The 16,503-nt window shown below is 63.7% G+C and carries 24 protein-coding genes; 13 read left to right on the top strand and 11 right to left on the bottom strand.

Annotated elements, in window-relative coordinates; translation table 11 throughout:
* Nucleotides 1–2: 2 nt before the first annotated feature.
* The 11 genes from C7389_RS14450 to C7389_RS14400 form a co-directional block, all read right to left on the bottom strand.
* Complete coding sequence (locus C7389_RS14450) at nt 3–641, bottom strand: DUF1281 family ferredoxin-like fold protein (protein WP_133592677.1); 639 nt, start codon at nt 639–641, stop codon at nt 3–5.
* 82 nt (nt 642–723) lie between these two features.
* On the bottom strand, nt 724–1,734 hold the full coding sequence (locus tag C7389_RS25725) for a RecT family recombinase (RefSeq protein ID WP_133592675.1): 1,011 nt from the start codon (nt 1,732–1,734) through the stop codon (nt 724–726).
* Nucleotides 1,735–1,742: 8 nt separating this feature from the next.
* Nucleotides 1,743–2,771, bottom strand: a complete 1,029-nt coding sequence (locus C7389_RS14440; protein WP_133592673.1) for a YqaJ viral recombinase family nuclease — start codon at nt 2,769–2,771, stop codon at nt 1,743–1,745.
* Complete coding sequence (locus C7389_RS14435; protein WP_133592669.1) at nt 2,768–3,037, bottom strand: hypothetical protein; 270 nt, start codon at nt 3,035–3,037, stop codon at nt 2,768–2,770. The genes C7389_RS14440 and C7389_RS14435 overlap by 4 nt, the downstream gene beginning before the upstream one ends.
* Nucleotides 3,034–3,297: a hypothetical protein gene (locus C7389_RS14430; RefSeq protein WP_133592667.1), complete on the bottom strand. Its 264-nt coding sequence runs from the start codon at nt 3,295–3,297 to the stop codon at nt 3,034–3,036. The genes C7389_RS14435 and C7389_RS14430 overlap by 4 nt, the downstream gene beginning before the upstream one ends.
* Complete coding sequence (locus C7389_RS14425) at nt 3,294–3,554, bottom strand: hypothetical protein (RefSeq protein WP_133592664.1); 261 nt, start codon at nt 3,552–3,554, stop codon at nt 3,294–3,296. Before C7389_RS14425 ends, C7389_RS14430 begins: the two co-directional genes overlap by 4 nt.
* A gap of 3 nt (nt 3,555–3,557) precedes the next feature.
* Nucleotides 3,558–3,944, bottom strand: a complete 387-nt coding sequence (locus tag C7389_RS14420; RefSeq protein WP_133592662.1) for a hypothetical protein — start codon at nt 3,942–3,944, stop codon at nt 3,558–3,560.
* A 2-nt stretch (nt 3,945–3,946) separates the two neighbouring features.
* Entirely contained in the window at nt 3,947–4,711 is a 765-nt protein-coding gene (locus tag C7389_RS14415) for a pentapeptide repeat-containing protein (protein ID WP_133592660.1), read from the bottom strand.
* A 352-nt stretch (nt 4,712–5,063) separates the two neighbouring features.
* On the bottom strand, nt 5,064–5,918 hold the full coding sequence (locus tag C7389_RS14410) for a hypothetical protein (RefSeq protein ID WP_133592658.1): 855 nt from the start codon (nt 5,916–5,918) through the stop codon (nt 5,064–5,066).
* A complete protein-coding gene (locus C7389_RS14405; RefSeq protein WP_133592655.1) occupies nt 5,915–6,676 on the bottom strand; it encodes a HipA family kinase in 762 nt (253 codons plus the stop codon). Before C7389_RS14405 ends, C7389_RS14410 begins: the two co-directional genes overlap by 4 nt.
* Before the next feature lie 125 nt (nt 6,677–6,801).
* Nucleotides 6,802–7,647 (bottom strand): S24 family peptidase, encoded by an 846-nt coding sequence (locus C7389_RS14400; protein WP_133592653.1) that lies wholly within the window; start codon nt 7,645–7,647, stop codon nt 6,802–6,804.
* Between the two features lie 105 nt (nt 7,648–7,752).
* On the opposite strand from C7389_RS14400, the gene C7389_RS14395 reads away from it, so the two are divergent.
* The 13 genes from C7389_RS14395 (at nt 7,753) to C7389_RS14340 (ending at nt 15,985) form a co-directional block, all read left to right on the top strand.
* Entirely contained in the window at nt 7,753–7,974 is a 222-nt protein-coding gene (locus tag C7389_RS14395) for a helix-turn-helix transcriptional regulator (RefSeq protein WP_133592651.1), read from the top strand.
* Nucleotides 7,974–8,297 (top strand): plasmid mobilization protein, encoded by a 324-nt coding sequence (locus C7389_RS14390; RefSeq protein WP_133592649.1) that lies wholly within the window; start codon nt 7,974–7,976, stop codon nt 8,295–8,297. Before C7389_RS14395 ends, C7389_RS14390 begins: the two co-directional genes overlap by 1 nt.
* Entirely contained in the window at nt 8,297–8,554 is a 258-nt protein-coding gene (locus tag C7389_RS14385) for a hypothetical protein (RefSeq protein WP_133592647.1), read from the top strand. Before C7389_RS14390 ends, C7389_RS14385 begins: the two co-directional genes overlap by 1 nt.
* Complete coding sequence (locus C7389_RS14380) at nt 8,554–8,778, top strand: hypothetical protein (RefSeq protein ID WP_133592645.1); 225 nt, start codon at nt 8,554–8,556, stop codon at nt 8,776–8,778. The genes C7389_RS14385 and C7389_RS14380 overlap by 1 nt, the downstream gene beginning before the upstream one ends.
* Before the next feature lie 29 nt (nt 8,779–8,807).
* Nucleotides 8,808–10,475, top strand: coding sequence for a class I SAM-dependent methyltransferase (locus C7389_RS14375; RefSeq protein ID WP_211168229.1), 1,668 nt, complete (start codon nt 8,808–8,810; stop codon nt 10,473–10,475).
* 4 nt (nt 10,476–10,479) lie between these two features.
* On the top strand, nt 10,480–11,400 hold the full coding sequence (locus C7389_RS14370; RefSeq protein WP_133592641.1) for a DNA cytosine methyltransferase: 921 nt from the start codon (nt 10,480–10,482) through the stop codon (nt 11,398–11,400).
* A 124-nt stretch (nt 11,401–11,524) separates the two neighbouring features.
* Nucleotides 11,525–11,695 (top strand): hypothetical protein, encoded by a 171-nt coding sequence (locus tag C7389_RS25165; RefSeq protein ID WP_211342516.1) that lies wholly within the window; start codon nt 11,525–11,527, stop codon nt 11,693–11,695.
* Nucleotides 11,695–12,483 carry a hypothetical protein gene (locus tag C7389_RS14365; RefSeq protein WP_133592639.1) on the top strand — a complete coding sequence of 263 codons (789 nt, stop codon included), beginning with the start codon at nt 11,695–11,697 and terminating at the stop codon, nt 12,481–12,483. Before C7389_RS25165 ends, C7389_RS14365 begins: the two co-directional genes overlap by 1 nt.
* The gene (gene dnaB, locus C7389_RS14360; RefSeq protein WP_133592637.1) at nt 12,480–13,826 is read left to right on the top strand and encodes a replicative DNA helicase; all 1,347 of its coding nucleotides are present in this window, start codon (nt 12,480–12,482) and stop codon (nt 13,824–13,826) included. Before C7389_RS14365 ends, dnaB begins: the two co-directional genes overlap by 4 nt.
* A 186-nt stretch (nt 13,827–14,012) precedes the next feature.
* Complete coding sequence (locus C7389_RS14355) at nt 14,013–14,432, top strand: RusA family crossover junction endodeoxyribonuclease (protein WP_133592635.1); 420 nt, start codon at nt 14,013–14,015, stop codon at nt 14,430–14,432.
* Nucleotides 14,429–15,028, top strand: coding sequence for a hypothetical protein (locus tag C7389_RS14350; RefSeq protein WP_133592633.1), 600 nt, complete (start codon nt 14,429–14,431; stop codon nt 15,026–15,028). Before C7389_RS14355 ends, C7389_RS14350 begins: the two co-directional genes overlap by 4 nt.
* On the top strand, nt 15,025–15,435 hold the full coding sequence (locus C7389_RS14345; protein ID WP_133592631.1) for a recombination protein NinB: 411 nt from the start codon (nt 15,025–15,027) through the stop codon (nt 15,433–15,435). Before C7389_RS14350 ends, C7389_RS14345 begins: the two co-directional genes overlap by 4 nt.
* Before the next feature lie 19 nt (nt 15,436–15,454).
* Nucleotides 15,455–15,985, top strand: a complete 531-nt coding sequence (locus C7389_RS14340; RefSeq protein WP_133592629.1) for a hypothetical protein — start codon at nt 15,455–15,457, stop codon at nt 15,983–15,985.
* Nucleotides 15,986–16,503: the final 518 nt, after the last annotated feature.

Genomic DNA, 16,503 nt, shown 5'->3' with positions numbered 1-16,503 from the left:
GGTCAAACCTCCTCTTCCGCGGGGTCATAGCCCTTCAGTTTCTTGCAGAGGCGGTTGCGCTCGGAAATGGCCAATTCCGATACGTCATTGCCGCCAAACTCCTGAACGCTGAACTTCGCAGCATTGACCGGTTTGGTATCTACACCCCAGAAGCAATGTCCCTCATCGAAATACTCGGCGACAATGTGGAGTTCGGGGAACCACTCGGCAATGACATCCAGGATCGGGGTAGGACTGGACCAGGCGGTGTCAAATTGGAAAACCAGCTTCCCTGGTTCGTCTTCTACGATGGAGAGCTTGTAAGCGTTCCACTTGGTACCCCATTTCTTGGAGTTCCAGCGGTGCCAGTTGCGGCCGGTCTGATCTTCACGTGAGCCGCTGATCAAGCCGTCGCCGTTGGCAATAAACGCCGGCGCAGGGATGATCCTGTTGAAGTCGAAGACTTCGTACTCAGGCTCCGCCTCGCGTTTCGCGATGCGATCCAGCCATTCTTGAGCGCCGCCGCCTCCGCCGGCGGAGGCCTTCTCTCGCCAAAAGGCCGGCACTTCGGGCTTGTGCATGGCAAAGCAGGACTTGCGGAGCTCGGCGACAGATTCGGCCGGGCCGGCAATGGTGACTCGGTTGGTTACGTGGTTGGGCATGTTCAGTCCTTGAAAATGAGGTGGGGCTACTACCGGCCGTTGGGGGAGGGGGAAGAGGTGGCCGGGTTCGCCCCGTGATCGGTCATGCGCCGCGCTTCTCTTCGGCTTCGTAGCCACGCAGGAAGTCGTCGGCGTTGTCGTCGTCCGCGGGGGCTGTCTTCTGCTCTGCAGCAGCCTGGAGCGCCTTGATCTTTCGTGCGTAAGCTGCGCTGGCCTCGTCCTTCTCGGGCCCGGGCGGCAATTGCTCGCCGAGCGCCTTCGCTGCATCAGCGGATTCGCGGTCGGTGATGGCTTCGATGGCTGCCAGTACCTGCTCGGCGGAGACTGACGGCTGCTGCGGGGCAGCCTGCTTGCCGACGCCGAGCCGCCCCTTCAGCGCGTTGGTGCGGGTGGCCGGCCGCTGCGGCTGCTCGACGACGTCTGCGGCGCCCATGTCGCGCTCGACTGGCTCGGTCAGTTCGTCGGCGGTATAGACACCCAGCAGCACATCGGGGGCGTAGAGGCGGCACCAGCGCTTCTGTGCGAGATAGGCCAGCTGCTGGCGGGGATCGTCTGCCCACAGCGTGGAGTTGCGTGTGCGCGCCTGGGTGAGCAGGAGTTCGAGTTCGCGAGCTTCGGATTCACCCTTGAGCGTTGCCCACGCGCGGACGCCGCAGCCCTCTTCGTCGGCGGGCTTCCAGTTGGGTACGCGGTATTCACCCTTGTCACCCTTGCGGACGTCGAACTTGCCGAGCACTTTCTCCCAGGGGCCGAACCACTCGAAGTGCATCCGGTCCCGGGTGACGCCCGACTTGTTGATCACGGCATTGACGAGCTGGGCCTCGTAGCCAAGCTTGCCGCTGACGACGTGGGTCTTCTGCGCCACGGCGAAGGGATTCATTCCCCACATCATGGCCTGCATGGTGATGGCCAGGCAGTCGCCCTCGTTGCGCAATTCCTGCGGGACGGTGACGCGGCCGGTCGCCATGATCTTGGCGAAGTTCATCATGAGGCCCATGTTTTCAGCCGACATGATCAACGAGTTGCTGGTGATGGCGTCCGTCTCGGAAAGCGGGTTGCCGATGGATGTGGAGAGAGCGGTCACGTTGCTCATGGCTTGCCTCACTTCAGAAGAAAGGTGCGGCCCGGTTCGCCGCGCGTTGTGTAGGCGCGCTTCGCGTCTTCGATGAAGAGCGAGCGCTCGGCCGGCATGGCGCCGGGACAGAGGTGGCCGACGAAGGAGTCGAGATCGAACGTCACGCGGCCCTTGCGGTTGTTCCAGGTGGCGAGGCGAAGCGGCTTCTTGTCGTCTTCGGTGCCCGGCATCAGCAGCTCCCCGGCATGACCCATGAACGACTTGATGAGTAGCGTCTCGCTGGCAATGGCTGCCTCGATCTCATCGGCCAGAATCTTGAGGGCGCGCAGCTGATTGACGTGGGCAACAACATCAGGCGTCGCGACGACAGGCTCGCGCTTCGTGGCCTGCGGAAAGAGCAGGGCCACGTCGTCTTCGTTGATGGGCTCCGGCGCCACTCGGGCGGCGACGTGCCGCTGCCACCATTCCGCAGCCCGGCGCAGCACCTCTTCCTCGAGGTCAAGGTCGCGCCTCAGGGGGTAGATGGCCAGGGGCTTCGCGCCGGCGCCGATCAGCGCTGCCAGATCCCACTGCCCGCACCCGGTCAACGCCATATAGGTGGCGCACTGGATGAGGTAGATGGTCGGCACTTCGTCGGTGCCGGGCTCGCCCCATTCGCCCAGGCGATAGGCCATGTCATCCACGGTCTTGCACTCCAACCCGCGGTCCGTGCGGATCTCGCCACGATGGGCTGCAACCTTCGCGCCAGCCGGAATCACAAGGCGATCCACATGCCCGAGCACGCAGGCATACTTCGGGTGGCGCAGCATCGGGTTGTAGCGCTGGACGGCCAGGCCGGTGGCTTCGGTGTATTCGCGGGCGACGAACTCCTCGTTGTGCTGGCCGAAGCGCAGACGCATCGAGGACTCATCGGCAGCGCGCTGGCCGGTCTTCTCGAGATAGACTTCGACCGGCGTGCGCCAGCTGCTGTAGCCAAGGACGGCGGCGATGTCAGAGGCGCCCAGGCCGGTCTGTCGCTCGGCGAGGAATTGCTCGCGCTTGGTCGGGGCGTTCATGCGGACTCTCCGGTGGCTTTGGCTATGGCTCCAAACGCGACGCGATGGGCGCGCGGATCGTTGGGATTGGCTTGCAGTTCGCGCAGGGCATTCAGCAGTTCTGGAGCGGCGGCAATCAGGCGAGCGTCGGCGTGACGGTCTTGATTGACCGGCACTTCCGCGACAAGGAATCCGCCCTGCATTCCGCCTCCCTGCTCATCAGCAGTGGGGACTGTGCGAATCAGATTCGACGCCGCTTCCCACGGTCCAGGCGTGCGCTTACTCATTTGAATTTCTCCAGAAGGTCGGAAACCAGGAAGGGCAGCGCACCGCCTGCGGAAACAACCAGGACGAGGCCATCCCAGCTCACCGGAACGGGCTCGGTCGCCGCGTGACTGTTCAGGGCGAACTCAGCGCGCCAGAGCGCTTTGCGCTTCTCGACGGTGAGGCTCGGTGCGTGATCGAGGGCCCACTGGTAGTCCCAGACAGCCAGCTTCAGGCGGGCGAGAAGCCAGGCGCGGCGGAGCCGGTGGAAGAGGGTTGTCATTGGGCAGCCCCTTTGTCCTTCACGCCGAACTGAGCCGACCGAAGCCTCTCAACTCGGAGCTCCAAGCTCGCGATCATCTTCTTGCGCCTTACTTCGGCGTTCCGCTTCGCCTCATCGAGATCAGTAAAGGCATCCCGATCCATCTTGAAATACACCCAGGTGTTGCTGGTGCTGGCCCAGCCGTCTTCAATGGTCGCGTCACTGCGAATGATTTCGCCGGTCGAGACGACGTACTTCGTGATGTAGATCGTCGTCATCGCTCAGCCCTCCACCCGGCGCCGGTAGTAGTCCTCTTCGGACTCCTTGCACTCCTGCTCGAACTGGATGCGAGCCTCAGCCATGCAGCGCGCCTCAAGGCGGTCGCGGCAGATTGGGCTGAGGATCAGATGGACGGCCAGCGGACCGGTGACGGCGGCGGCTGCGAGACGAGCCAGAAAGAACAGGTCGTCGTCGGCTTCCGCTTCGTCGATGACCGCTTCCTTTTCGGAATCCCAGTCCTCGGCGGCCAGTCGGCGGAACTTGCTGCAGGCGATTGCTTCGATGCGGTCGTCTTCTGCGCGAGCGTCTTCGGCGACATTCGGATTGCCGGCGCGGTTGGCGTAGGACCAGGTGGCCGGATCGCCCGGACCGTATTGCGTGAGCAGCATGATCAGGCCTCCGTCTCGGCGGATTCGGCTTCAATCTTCGCCACTGCAGGCCAAATCTCCGCGTGAGCGTCGATGAATGCGAGCGCGGCGCGGTACTCGCGAGCGTGCTCGTTGTCTCCGTGCCGCTCTGCCAGCTTCGCCTCGAAGGCCGAGCGGTCACCGAAAAAGCAGCCTGCGCGCAAACGCAAACCGGAAGCGGTGATGTATGCGATGAGGTAGCGAGATTCCGACCCAATCGGGCCGATTTGAATAATCGGCCTGCTACCGGACAACAGGGAGCCGTCATCGACCTGCGCGCCGCCCAGGTTCGCGCCGCGCAGGTACGCGTCGCCCAGGTTCGCGCCGCACAGGTTCGCGCCGCACAGGTTCGCGCCGCACAGGTTCGCGCCGCCCAGGTCCGCGTCGCCCAGGTTCGCGTCGCCCAGGTTCGCGCCGCCCAGGTTCGCGCCGCGCAGGTACGCGCCGCCCAGGTCCGCGTCGCCCAGGTTCGCGCCGCCCAGGTTCGCGCCGCGCAGGTACGCGCCGCCCAGGTTCGCGCCGCCCAGGTACGCGCCGCCCAGGTCCGCGCCGCGCAGGTACGCGCCGCGCAGGTACGCGTCGCCCAGGTTCGCGCCAACCTTCAGCGCCGCCTTGATCGCGAAGCCGATCTTCAGCCCTTCGGCCCCAGCTGCGACTTCTGCGCTCAGCCCGCACTCGAACATGACTGCGCCAGTCCAGCGGTTCTTGATTTGGTATTTCTGCGGCGAGGCCGCGGCTTGCTCTTCCATGATTCCCCCAAGCGTTGATGGTCCCCAGTGAGAAGAAAGCCCCGGCGCAGGCTTCGCGGAGTCGCCGGGTATCTGGCCGCGTCCAGTGCTTCTCGGTGGGAGTGATCGGTAGTGCTTGGGGTGAATACTAGCGGCACTATTTTAATAGCGCAATAGTGGCGCTAGTAATTTTCTGCGATACTTTGTCCGCCGCCCGACGAAGGGCGCAAAAAAGCCCGCGCAGGGCGGGCTTACATGAGATTGAAGTGAAGGAGGATTCCGGGCTGAACGCCGATGACTGGTTATTCTTCTTCGGAGCGTTAAGGTCGGGCGTGCAAAAAAATCCCGCGCAGGGCGGGCTATCTTGAGCGGATCAGGTGCTGATGTCGATGATGTGCTGCGCGGCCTCGGGGTCATTGACGGCAGCCAGTACTTCGGTGTCGTCTTCCTGTGCTTCCTGGCGCAACTCGCCGAGCTCCCGCTCAATGGCTGCATGCTGCCGCTCGGAAAAACCCAGATCGTCGCGATGCGGCACGCCGACGATCAATGCCGCCCGCTCCAGTGGCACAAGCGGACGTGCTTTCTTCAGTTCGTACAGCTTGCCACGGGCAAAACGAACGGACGTCGAAAGCGTTGATGGGCGTAGCACTTCGAAATGCGCCGCGCGTGTTGGCATCAGAAAGCCGAACTGCACCAGAGACCCATTGGGAACGATGCGTGCCTGCCGCTGGAAATAGACCTCGAGATCGGCGCGAACGGATCGCACGCGGTCGCGCACACGGCCGATGAAGGTGCGCGCGGCTTCGAGCGCTGGCTGCTCGTCTTGCTCTTGTGGCGCGTAGTCGAGCTGCGCAAACGCGGCCGACAACTGGATGGCCTGGCGATAGATTCCAGCCCGTTCGGCGTGAGATGCACCACGGCGACGTTCTGACAGCCAGAAGCCGGTCAATGGCGGCGCCCATTGCGCTGGGTCATGATCAACGGCAAAGGCCCGCAAGCTATCGAGGACGACATCGATCATGCGCTGCACGTGCCCTGCGTACTGCCCGAACAGCGCCGCCAGAATGTCGTCCCGGATCACCTGGCGAACTTCGACGCCGACCGCATCCCGCAGCAGGATGGCGCAGGTGAAAGCCTCGCCCGTACCGCGCATGGGTTCGAAGCGCACGGCGTACCAGTCTGCAGTGTAAGCAGGCAGGGCGGGAAAGTTCAGGTCGCGGGCGTTCACGTCAGCGTAGCTTGGCCGGGGAAGAGGTTGCCGATCTGTACTGGAAGCTGTGGAAAATCGCGTTGCAGCATAGCGCAAAACTGTGCGGCCGCATCGGAAAATACGTCTGGCATATGGTCGCGAGCAATCTCGGCGTGTAGGCTAGAAAAGCTCATGGCAGCGCCGATCATGGCCCGCTTGAGTCGCGTCGAGGCTTGCGCGTCGCCGTCGAAAGCGCGCATCAGGTACGCATGCAGCGTATTCTGCGCCGGATAGTTGGGGTCGCACCCCAACGCCTTGCCGTGGTCGATCAGCAGCCAGTCGGTTTCACTTCTCCACAGCCAGTTCGACGGGTTGCGGTCGCGGTTGTCGATCCAAGCGTCGAAGCTCGCCACTTCGGGTGCCGCAGCCCAATCGCGCAACGCCGAATAGAAGCGGGCCAGCGCCGGCTGGTCTGGACTCAGGGGGTCGAGCTGTACCGCTTGGGCAAAATTCGGGTAGCCGTCATCGAGGCTGCCAAACATCAGCGAGTCGGTTTCCGGGTCGAGAAGTAGCGCGGGCGGCGCTACTGGCAGAGGTAGCTCGCGCGCTACCAGCGAGCAATATAGTTCGGTTGCAATCTCGGCGATGGGCAACGCTTTGGCAATCACCTTGTGTTCGCCGTCGGCAAATGCGGCAATGCCTTCCACCGCACCGTTGATGCCCACGCCCAGTGGGCGGGCGCCGGGAATGAGCTGTCCAAGTCGGATCATGGCGACGTTTTCTTCTGTTTCAAGCAAGTGGCAGTCATGGGCATAAGACCTGAACCGAAACCTCAGACCTGTGCTTGCGCGCCCACGGTGCTGACCAGAAGCGCAGCGCCAGCCAGAATCCGCAGCCAACCAGGGACACCATGCAACCTCCGCTACAGGCCGCCAGTCCCCTGAACGTGCACCACGCGGCCGATAATTCGAATGTGTTCCAACTGGTCGGGAGGAACGTCCAGCTTGGGATAGTCCCGCTCATTGTCGCTATGAACGATCAAGCCGCCATCCACCCGCTTGTACAGGCGCTTAACCCGCAACTCGCCCGAGTACCAGACCGCATAAACACGCCCATCCAGCACGTCGATCTGTGATGTATCAACCAGCAGGCTGTCGCCGTCGCAGATGCGCGGCTCCATCGAGTTGCCCTTCGCGTACATGCTCGCCAGAGCACCTGGCTTGAGCCGTTCTCGCCGGGCCCACTCAGCCCTGAATACCTGCGGATTCGCGCGCTCCAAATCGATTTCCAGTTGTTCGCCGTGGCCATTACCGGCGGACAGATGGACGTTCAGGCGCGGCACCTGGATGAAGTCTCCCTCCGGCAGTTCATCGGGATGATCCCACACTGCTATGGGATGCAATCCGTATGAACGCATAGATTCTGCATGACGAGCGGCAGGGTCGGCATCTTCCGAAAGTGATATGTCGGCGATCTTCTCGGCTGGAGCGTGAGAAACATCACGCTCGCCAAGGTCTTTTGCAAGGCGTGGGCTGAACTGGCCGACAGAGCATGAGAGGCCTTTTGCAAACTTCAGCGCAGCCTCGAGATTGAGCGGAATTCGCGCGTTCAGGTACTGCCACACGACGCCCTGGCTCCCTATCTCGTAGGTAGCCCCGAACTTCTCTTGGGACATCTTCTCGGGCCGCTGGGTCTCGTAGAGCGCCTTCAGCCGTGCCGCCTCTTCAATGTGGATCTGTTCGACCTTGGCTTTCTTTTGGGTACTCATGGTTACTAGGGCAGGTAACTATAGGTACTAAGTATGAGTGGCGCTAATAAATAGACAACAAGTGGCACTATTGACTTTTTAAATAGCGGCGCTAGTATTTGGCGCATGAACAACGTCCAGACCATCCGCAAGCGGCTCGGACTCTCTCAAGCCGCCTTCGCCGACGCCATCGGAGTTACGCAGGGCAACGTTTCGCACATCGAACGTGGTGCCCAAGAGCTGACCCTGACTGTCGCGCGTCGCATCAAGGCTATTGCCGCTGAGCGAGGCCACCCCACGACGCTGGAATTCATCTGTGGGGATACAAGCCCCCAGGAGGCCGCCTGATGTCTTGGCTCAACCCCCGTACCTGGTTCGGGCGTTCTGCGCCGAAACCCGACCTGAATCTTTCCCGCCGCGCCGTGGATTCCTCCGACAAGCGAATGGACGACGTCGTGACGATTCGCATGCCTCCGGAAGTGAAGGCGCTGCTCGACCGCAAGGCTCGGGCACTGGGCTTGAGCCTCAGCGAATACATGCGCATGAAGGCGACCATCGATGACATGGAGGCAGAGGACATCGTGAGTCTATTGGGCCTGAAGCCGGCGTTGGTCATACGAATGGCGGACCGGCTGCTCAAGCGCGGCGCGGACAAGGGAGAACTGCCGTGATGAACCGCGAACACCGCCTCGAACTCGTCGCCGTCCTCGCGGCGCTGGCGCTTCTCCTCGCTGAGGTCGTCGGCCGCTACAACCTTCCCGTCTGGCTGCTGATTTCGCCGCTCCTGCTGTTCGTGGTGCTGCCGGTGGCGCTTATTGCGCTGGCCTGGGTGGCGCGGACGAGTTGGGAGCTGATGAAGGAGGCACTCGCGGTCCTGCTGCGATTGGTGATCTCGGTGATTGATTTGGCGCGGGGGAGGGGATGGTGATGAAGCTCGCAAACGTCGAGGTCGGCAAGGCCTACACCTACTTTCCTGGCGAAGGCCTGCATTTCCCCGCACTGGTCGAAAAGATCGGCCAGCGCCGCGTCCGCGTCCGCGTCCGCGTCCGCGTCCGCGTCTTCATGGAAGGCGCGCCGGCCGGGGTAGTCAAGAGCGTGAGCGCCAGGAGCCTGGCTGATCAGTTGGATTTGTTCTCTTCGGGAGCTCTGTGATGGGCGCAATTCTTGAACTCGAAGAAGTCATGGGCGATTTCTTCGCCCCTGCCGCTACGGACCTCGTCACCGGCATGGCTGCCGAGTACAAGCAGGCCCGCGGTTGGATTAAGCAGGTCGCGTCGTTCTCCGAGAGCGATGTCTGCAAGGCCGTGATCGGCTACTTCTTGGACGGTAACGCCACCGATGACCGCGGCCGCACGTCGATGAGCGCCTCAGCCGCCCAGCTTTTCCGGCGAGACGGCGCCGTGGCCGCGCTGAACGCCGCCTACTGGCAGAAGGCACTTTCGCTAACCGACGTCTATGACGCAATGCCGCAGGATCGCCGCAACCAGTGGAACGCCCAGATCCGCAATCCGGCTGGTGTCAGGAAGCACCGCGACAGCAAGGAGTGGGAGACGCCGCCGTTGCCGGATTTCGAAGAAGAAACCGTCCGCGCCACGCTGCAGGGACTGCTCGCCAGCCGCGCCAAGTTCCTTGCCGAGCGCGTCGACGGCATCTTCCGCGCGCTCTCAGGCGAGCACGTGACGAATTCCCCTGCCGCCTTCGGCAAGCGAATGATCATCGCCTACCTGACCGACGAGTACGGCTACAGCCGCTCAGATCGCGTGGGCTACATCAACGACCTGCGCTGCGTCATCGCCAAGTTCATGGGGCGCGACGAACCGCAGTGGAACAGCACGTCGAGCATTGTCGGTCGCGCCCGCCGTGAGCGCCGCGGCGAGTGGGTGACGCTCGACGGCGGCGCGCTACGGCTGCGCGCCTACAAGTGCGGCACCGCGCACCTCGAGGTGCACCCGGACATGGCCTGGCGACTGAACTGCGTGCTCGCGCACCTATACCCGCTCGCGATCCCGCCGGAATTCCGCGCCAAGCCGAAGAAGAAGCCGAAGGACTTCGTGATGATGGGCCGGCCGCTGCCGTTCGCCGTCATCGCCGTGCTGGAGCACTTGGAAACGGCCTACAACATGGGCGAGAACACCGGGCCGGATGCCTGGCGAAACAAGTACCGGCGCGTCGAGATCCGGAATGCGCTGCAGCCTCGCGGCGGCTTGGGAAAGGGTGCTGTAGCCGACAAGGCCGAGCGTGTCATCGCCTACATCGGCGGCGTGAAGACCAAGAACGACAGCGGCGGCACGTACTACGCCTTCGAATACGACCCGCGCGAGGTGATCGCCGACATCATCGCCAGCGGCTGCCTGCCCGACCAGAAGGCGCACCAGTATTACCCGACGCCGGCGAACGTTGCCGAGGCGGCGATCGCGCTGGCGGAGATCGGGCCGGATCACACATGCCTGGAGCCCAGCGCCGGCACCGGCGGCCTGGCGGATCTGATGCCGCAGGACCGGACGCTCTGCATCGAGATCAGCAAGCTGCATTGCAAGGTGCTCGAGGCGAAGGGATACAGCGTAGTGCAGGGCGACTTCCTGCGCTGGGATGCGCGCCTGTCCGATCGGATCGTGATGAACCCGCCTTTCAGCGAAGGCCGGTGGCAGGCACACATCGAGCACGCGGCCGGCCTGCTCGCCGCCGGCGGCCGCCTCGTCGCCATCCTGCCGGCCAGCGCCCGCAACAAGGACGTGCTGCCGGGCTGGGCCTGCGAGTGGTCGAAGATCTATGCGAACGAGTTCGCCGGCACCTCGGTGGACGTGGTGATCCTCGTTGCGCGCCGTGCGTCGGCGATGGAGGCGGCGTGAGCGCATGCGCACCATGCATCTTTTCGCCGGAGCGGGCGGAGGGCTCCTCGCCGATCTCATCCTCGACCATCAGCCTATCGTCGCCGTCGAGTGGGATGCCCACTGCTGCAACGTCCTGCGTGAGCGAACTAGAGAGGGCTGGTTCCCTAGGCTGCACGTCCATCAAGGCGACGTCCGCGAGTTCGACTCCTCTCCATGGGCCGGCCGCGTGGATTGCCTCGCAGCGGGCTTCCCTTGCCAGGATGTTTCTGCGGCTGGTCGCGGCGCAGGCATTGCCGGCGAGCGCAGCGGCCTCGTCTGGGAGGTCTTCCGAGCAATTGACGTTGTTCGGCCCAGCCTCGTCTGGCTCGAAAATTCCCCGCGCATCCGCACCAAAGGCCGGCGAGACATCATCGCCGCCCTCGTGGCGCGTGGATATTCCTGGCGAGACGGAACCCTTGCCGCGTCTGACGTTGGCGCCGGTCATGAGCGCAAGCGCTGGTGGCTCCTTGCTGCCAACGCTGACGGTATGCGGCAACTGGAACAGGAAAGGCGCAAGCGCGAACAGCGGGGATGGGTTGGCGACAGCGCTCAAACGCCTCCCGACTCTATGCGCACGGGACTGGAAGAACTCCGGTGGTGCCGCCCTGACCGCTCGGGGCAAAAAGAGACTTCCGACCGCTCTGAAGTTCCTACTGCCGACGCTCTGCGCCACCGATTACAAGTCGCCGTACGGCGAGGCGGGCTATCTGCAGCAGACGCAGAAACGATCGAAGCCGCTGCGCGATACGTTGGCGCATACGACTGGTCACCGCCTGACGCCGGCGTTTGCCGAGTGGTGGATGGGCTGGCCTCTCGGATGGACCGCATCAAGTGCGCTGGCAACGGACAAGTCCCGCTCCAGGCGGCAGCGGCCTGGCTTGCGCTGACACGGGAGGCCACATGAGCACTTTTTTCTCCGCGTCCTCCATTTCTGCACCTAAGTCCCCGATTACGTCGGCATTTCCGCGTAGGCAGCGGCATCTCCAGCGGGGAGACTCATCTCCCATCACAGACATGAGGTGGGCGCGATGACATCACTCCGGGACGCGGTACTTGAGGCGAGGATCTGGGCGGCCAAATGGGCCATGCTGGCTTGCGACCGCCTGCGCCGGATCGCCGCAAATGAGTTCGTGCGGCTGATCCGCAGGCGCAGCCCTGAGCGGGTGCAGGCGATGGAAAAACAGCGGGGGCTGCGCTGATGGACTGGCTCCGCCTGTACGCCGAGTTTGCCTCGGACCCGAAGGTTCAGATGATGAGCGAGGCCATGCAGCGCCGGCTCATCATGCTGTTCTGCTTGCAGTGCAGTAACGGCATTGAAACGTTTCATGAAACAGAACGCGATGCTGCAATCGCGTTCGCGATGCGCATCTCCGAAGAGGAAGTTGCCCAGACAAAAGCGCTCTTTCTGCGCAAAGGGTTCATCAAATCCGACTGGACGCTGTGCAACTGGAGCAAACGGCAGTACGCCTCAGACTCAAGCACGGCGCGGGTTCGCGCTCATCGGGAGAAGAAAAAGCAGGCGGCAGATAAAGAGAAAGACGATGAAACGTTACATGACCGTTCCAGTAACGCCCCAGAACAGAACAGAACAGAAGTAAACCCCTCTCCTTCCTTCGCTAACGCTCAGGAAGGAGCCCCCCCTATCGCTGCGAAACAAAAACGGAAGACCCAGACCTTTGCCAGCTGGCTGGATGAGCTGAAGACCACCGGCGAAAAAGCCATTTCCGAGTACGCCCCGGTCTGGCGATACGCGGAGAAGGTGAAGTTGCCTGCCGACTGGATTCAGCTCGCCTGGCTGCGCTTCAAGCAGCGCTACCAGCGGGACGAGAAGGCGGCGAAGAAGCGCTATGCCGACTGGCGGCGGGTGTTCTTGAACGCCGTTGAGGGGAACTGGCTACGGTTGTGGTGCTGGTCTGAGCGCGATCAGGCGTTCCGGCTGAGCACAACAGGCATGCAGGCTGACGCCGAGTTCCGGGAGGCTGCATGAGCCTCCTCGCCCTCCAAGCCGAGCAGGTCATCGTCGGCTGCTGCCTGCAGGGACAGATCCTGCTCGAGCAGATCGACGGCCTGCGCCCTGACGCCTTCGCCGGCGAATCCCACCGCGAAGCCTTCGCCGCCATCCTCGGCTCCTGGTCGCAGGGCCTGCCGGTCGATCCGGTTCGCCTGCAGGACCTGCTGCGCGACCGCGGTACCGCCCGCGAGGAGCTGGGCTACTGGATCGCCTGCAGCGATTCCGGCTTCAGCGTCGCGCTGCTGCCTGGCCACATTGCCCGGGTCCGCGAAATGGCCGCCCGTCGGGCGCTGCTCGCCACCGCCGACCGTATCGCCGCGCTGGCCCACGAAGGTGGCGACATCGGCGAGCAGATCGCGGCGGCGTCGGCCGCGGTTGCCGAGCTGAGCCAGGAGCAGGGCGAGAAGCGTGGCCTCCGGGTGATGGCCGATGTCGTCCGCGACTTCCTGCCGGAGTTCGGCAAGCGCTTCGAGCCCAAGCAGGACGGCGTCCCGACCGGCTTCCGCGACCTGGATGCGGTGCTGCACCAGATGCGGCCGGGGAACCTGGTGCTGGTCGCGGCACGCCCGGCGATGGGCAAGACCTCCTTCGCGATGCAGATCGCCACCCGTGAAGCCGAGCGCGGCGGCGCCGTGGCGGTGTTCAGCCAGGAGATGGCCGACCTCGAACTCGCGGCCCGGATGTTCTCCAGCGTCGGCCGCATCCCGCTGGAGGGCATCAACCGGGGCGAGCTGAGCTCGGATGACCATGAGCGCTTCGCCAGCGCGGTCTCCCGTCTACAGGGCTTGAAGCTCTTCATCGACGACCAGCCCGCTCAGCGCCTGGCTGACATCCGGACGAAGGTGCAGCGCCTGCGCCGCCGGCATCCGCTCTCGCTGGTGGTGATCGACTACCTGCAGCTGATGGAGGGCACGCCCTCCAAGTCCAGCAACCGCAACAGCGAGATCGAGCAGATCAGCCGCGGCCTGAAGGCGATGGCGAAGGAGCTGGGCTGCCCGGTCATCGCGCTCTCCCAGCTCAACCGCGACCTGGAGCGCCGGCCGAACAAGCGCCCGGTGCTGTCGGACCTGCGCGACTCCGGCGCCATCGAGCAAGACGCCGACATCGTGCTGATGCTCTACCGGGACGAGGTCTACAACCCCGACTCGCCGGACAAGGGCACGGCCGAGGTGCTGATCCGCAAGCACCGGCAGGGGGCGACGGGTGTGGTGCGTCTTTCGTGGCAGGGGGCATACACCAGCTTCGGCGACCTGGCGCCGGGGTGGGTGGAGCGCGAGGCGGAGACGTCAGCGGGGAGGGCATATGCCTTCAACGATTGAAAGAGGCCTGACATCCACGTCCGAGCACATGCACCGCTGCCTGGTGCGTCAGCTCCTCCGGTGGCGGGCGCAGCGCAATGCCGCGGCGATGGCAGCCATGAAGCGCAGTCCGATGTACGCGGCGCTGCAGGCCGATGCGAATCGGCAGTGGGAGATGGGCAATCGAGGAGAGAAGGGGGAGTGGCGATGATTCGTTTCACCGTGCCGGGTGAGCCGGTAGGAAAGGGCCGGCCCCGCGCATTCCGTATGGGCAACAGCATCCGCATGCATACCCCGGATGCGACTGCGCGCTACGAGAACCTGGTGGCGCTGGTTGCTCGGCAGGCGATGGAAGGGCGTGCGCCGATGGCCGGTGCCGTGAGCATGGGGTTGCACTTGGTCACCGTGCCGCCGGCGAGTTGGTCGAAGAGGAAGCGGGCTGCGGCGCTGGCCGGCGCAATCCGGCCGACGACGAAACCCGACTGCGACAACGTGTTGAAGGCCATCGCGGACGCCTGCAACGGCATCGTGTTCATCGACGACAAGCAGGTGTGTGAGGTCACGATCAAGAAGCTTTACGGCGAAACGCCGGGGGCTTCGGTGGCTGTGGCGGAGGTGCTGGCGTGAGCGATGACTGCACGGTAATCGATGGCCGCATGTTCGGCCGGATTCGGGCGGCGCTTGGCCAAGTGGCTGAGGACGACATTGCGTGGGCGTTGAACGTACGGCCACCGGTGGGCGGGGTGCAGTTCGCCCAGGATGTCATTTTCGTGATCTGCAACAGCGGCATGAAGAACACTGTGGCGCAAGGCATTTTCGAGCGTTGTATGGACGCGCTGTGGTCTGGCAAGCCGGTGCGTGAGGCGTTCGGGCACAAAGGGAAAGCGGCAGCCATAGAGCGCGTATGGGAAGAGCGGGCTGATTTGCTTGCCGGGTACAACCGCGCAGACGACAAGCTGGCATATCTCGAAAGCCTGCCGTGGGTCGGCCCCATCACCAAGTATCACTTGGCCAAGAACTTCGGGCTCCCGTACGCGAAACCAGATGTCCACCTGCAGAGTCTTGCCGATCGGGAGGGCTGCACAGCTCAGGCGCTGTGCGAAAGACTGGCCGGTGAAACGGGGCTGACGGTCTCTGCCGTAGATACCGTGTTGTGGCGAGCCTGTGCTCTCGGGGTCATTGATTCGAAGAGCGGGAGGATTTTGCAGGAGGCGGCCGCATGAGCGCGCTCTACCGCGAATTCGTGCTCAAGGCCGAGCCGGCATGGAAGGCGCTGGCCGCTTTCGTGGCCGCGAACGCCCGTTCGTGCATCGACAACGGCAAGCCGCTGCGCGTGATCGTCACGGCGGAAGACCGCAAGCGCAACGCCGAGCAGAACCGCTTCTACTGGGGTGCGGTGCTGACAACCATCGCTGAGCAAGGATGGGTGGATGGCCGACGGTACGACAAGGACGTGTGGCACGAAATGTTCGCTCGACGGTTCGGCGTGTGCGATGAGGTCGTGTTGCCCGACGGCGAGATCGTGACGCGGCGCAAGAGCACAACGCAGATGACGGTTGGCGAGTTTTCCGAGTACCTGGCGAAGGTCCAGGCGTACGCGGCCAGCGAGCTGGGGGTGGAATTTGATTGAGATGAAGGAGTGTAGGGCGATGGCAACGACGGCGACGGCACAGGAAGAGGCGCTCTTCAGGAGCGGGCACGAGGCGCTGCGATTCGCCTACGCCTACAACACTCAGCAGTACCCGATGACGCTCATGGGCAAGATGATGCGCGGGCTGGGGCTGGGCTCGGGCCGTGGTCTGCATGGCCTGGATGGCGCTGCCGTGGCCGGGAGCGTGAAGCGGGTTGTGGAAGCGCTGCCGCATGACTACCGCTACGTGCTGGTGTGCCGGTACGTTGTCACTGACAGGGAGTTCGAAGAGGCGCTGCCAAGGCTGCTGCGGACGGCGGTTGCGGCGCTGCCCACAGGCGCTCATCCGACGCGCCTAGTGCTGAAGTTGATCTGCAGGTACTTCGGGCGGCCGGTGAAGTTGGCCGACCTGTGCAACGAGTTCGGGATGGATGCCGCAACGATGACCCGCCGGTGGCAGCGGGTCAAGGGGAGATTGCGGGAGGTGGAGAGCTCTGCCTCTGTTGCTGCGGATGGGGCGCTCGTCAGTGTAGGGATGGTCCACGAATAGGTCGCCAACAAGAATGCGGCCCCGAGACATCCCATCAGAACAGCCGCCCCTATGGCGAGTGCCATACCGGCCTTGCTTGCGGCTGCCTCGCTCATCCGGCCATGAATCCGGAGGCGAAACCAGTTCGGAAAGCGTGTATTCATTTGGGCTCCTTGAGGGCTGACTGCATAGGGTCGATGAGAGGTATCTTGCAGGGGGCATGCAGCACGGTGGTGTGGTTGCAACCGCCGAACATCTGCCCTGCTCAAGGCGCATCCTCCTGTTAATCGAGTCCACTATTCAGGGGGAGGAGTGGAAAAGTTGAAATTTCCGGCAGTCGGCGGTAATCTGTTTCGGCACCATAGAGATGGTGAGTCCAAAGCCCGCAGGCGAAAGCCGAGCGGGCTTTTTCATTTCCGCGGTCCGCTCCAGTCCAGTTGTCCCGATCATCACCGCGAGGAGGTGATCCATCCACGCCGGTGAGAGGCCGGCGGCGCCGAGAGGCGCGTGTGTCCCGTAGCTGGATCCTGATTTCCCTG

This window comes from Azoarcus indigens (assembly GCF_004361735.1).
GTDB lineage: Bacteria > Pseudomonadota > Gammaproteobacteria > Burkholderiales > Rhodocyclaceae > Azoarcus > Azoarcus indigens.
This window is presented reverse-complemented; position numbering and strand designations above follow the sequence as displayed.

Coding starts and splice junctions, on each gene's coding strand:
- C7389_RS14450 (WP_133592677.1), bottom strand. CDS start 641: ATGCCCAACCACGTAACCAACCGAGTCACCATTGCCGGCCCGGCCGAA.
- C7389_RS25725 (WP_133592675.1), bottom strand. CDS start 1,734: ATGAGCAACGTGACCGCTCTCTCCACATCCATCGGCAACCCGCTTTCC.
- C7389_RS14440 (WP_133592673.1), bottom strand. CDS start 2,771: ATGAACGCCCCGACCAAGCGCGAGCAATTCCTCGCCGAGCGACAGACC.
- C7389_RS14435 (WP_133592669.1), bottom strand. CDS start 3,037: ATGAGTAAGCGCACGCCTGGACCGTGGGAAGCGGCGTCGAATCTGATT.
- C7389_RS14430 (WP_133592667.1), bottom strand. CDS start 3,297: ATGACAACCCTCTTCCACCGGCTCCGCCGCGCCTGGCTTCTCGCCCGC.
- C7389_RS14425 (WP_133592664.1), bottom strand. CDS start 3,554: ATGACGACGATCTACATCACGAAGTACGTCGTCTCGACCGGCGAAATC.
- C7389_RS14420 (WP_133592662.1), bottom strand. CDS start 3,944: ATGCTGCTCACGCAATACGGTCCGGGCGATCCGGCCACCTGGTCCTAC.
- C7389_RS14415 (WP_133592660.1), bottom strand. CDS start 4,711: ATGGAAGAGCAAGCCGCGGCCTCGCCGCAGAAATACCAAATCAAGAAC.
- C7389_RS14400 (WP_133592653.1), bottom strand. CDS start 7,647: ATGAGTACCCAAAAGAAAGCCAAGGTCGAACAGATCCACATTGAAGAG.
- C7389_RS14395 (WP_133592651.1), top strand. CDS start 7,753: ATGAACAACGTCCAGACCATCCGCAAGCGGCTCGGACTCTCTCAAGCC.
- C7389_RS14390 (WP_133592649.1), top strand. CDS start 7,974: ATGTCTTGGCTCAACCCCCGTACCTGGTTCGGGCGTTCTGCGCCGAAA.
- C7389_RS14385 (WP_133592647.1), top strand. CDS start 8,297: ATGAACCGCGAACACCGCCTCGAACTCGTCGCCGTCCTCGCGGCGCTG.
- C7389_RS14380 (WP_133592645.1), top strand. CDS start 8,554: ATGAAGCTCGCAAACGTCGAGGTCGGCAAGGCCTACACCTACTTTCCT.
- C7389_RS14375 (WP_211168229.1), top strand. CDS start 8,808: ATGGGCGATTTCTTCGCCCCTGCCGCTACGGACCTCGTCACCGGCATG.
- C7389_RS14370 (WP_133592641.1), top strand. CDS start 10,480: ATGCGCACCATGCATCTTTTCGCCGGAGCGGGCGGAGGGCTCCTCGCC.
- C7389_RS25165 (WP_211342516.1), top strand. CDS start 11,525: ATGACATCACTCCGGGACGCGGTACTTGAGGCGAGGATCTGGGCGGCC.
- C7389_RS14365 (WP_133592639.1), top strand. CDS start 11,695: ATGGACTGGCTCCGCCTGTACGCCGAGTTTGCCTCGGACCCGAAGGTT.
- dnaB (WP_133592637.1), top strand. CDS start 12,480: ATGAGCCTCCTCGCCCTCCAAGCCGAGCAGGTCATCGTCGGCTGCTGC.
- C7389_RS14355 (WP_133592635.1), top strand. CDS start 14,013: ATGATTCGTTTCACCGTGCCGGGTGAGCCGGTAGGAAAGGGCCGGCCC.
- C7389_RS14345 (WP_133592631.1), top strand. CDS start 15,025: ATGAGCGCGCTCTACCGCGAATTCGTGCTCAAGGCCGAGCCGGCATGG.
- C7389_RS14340 (WP_133592629.1), top strand. CDS start 15,455: ATGGCAACGACGGCGACGGCACAGGAAGAGGCGCTCTTCAGGAGCGGG.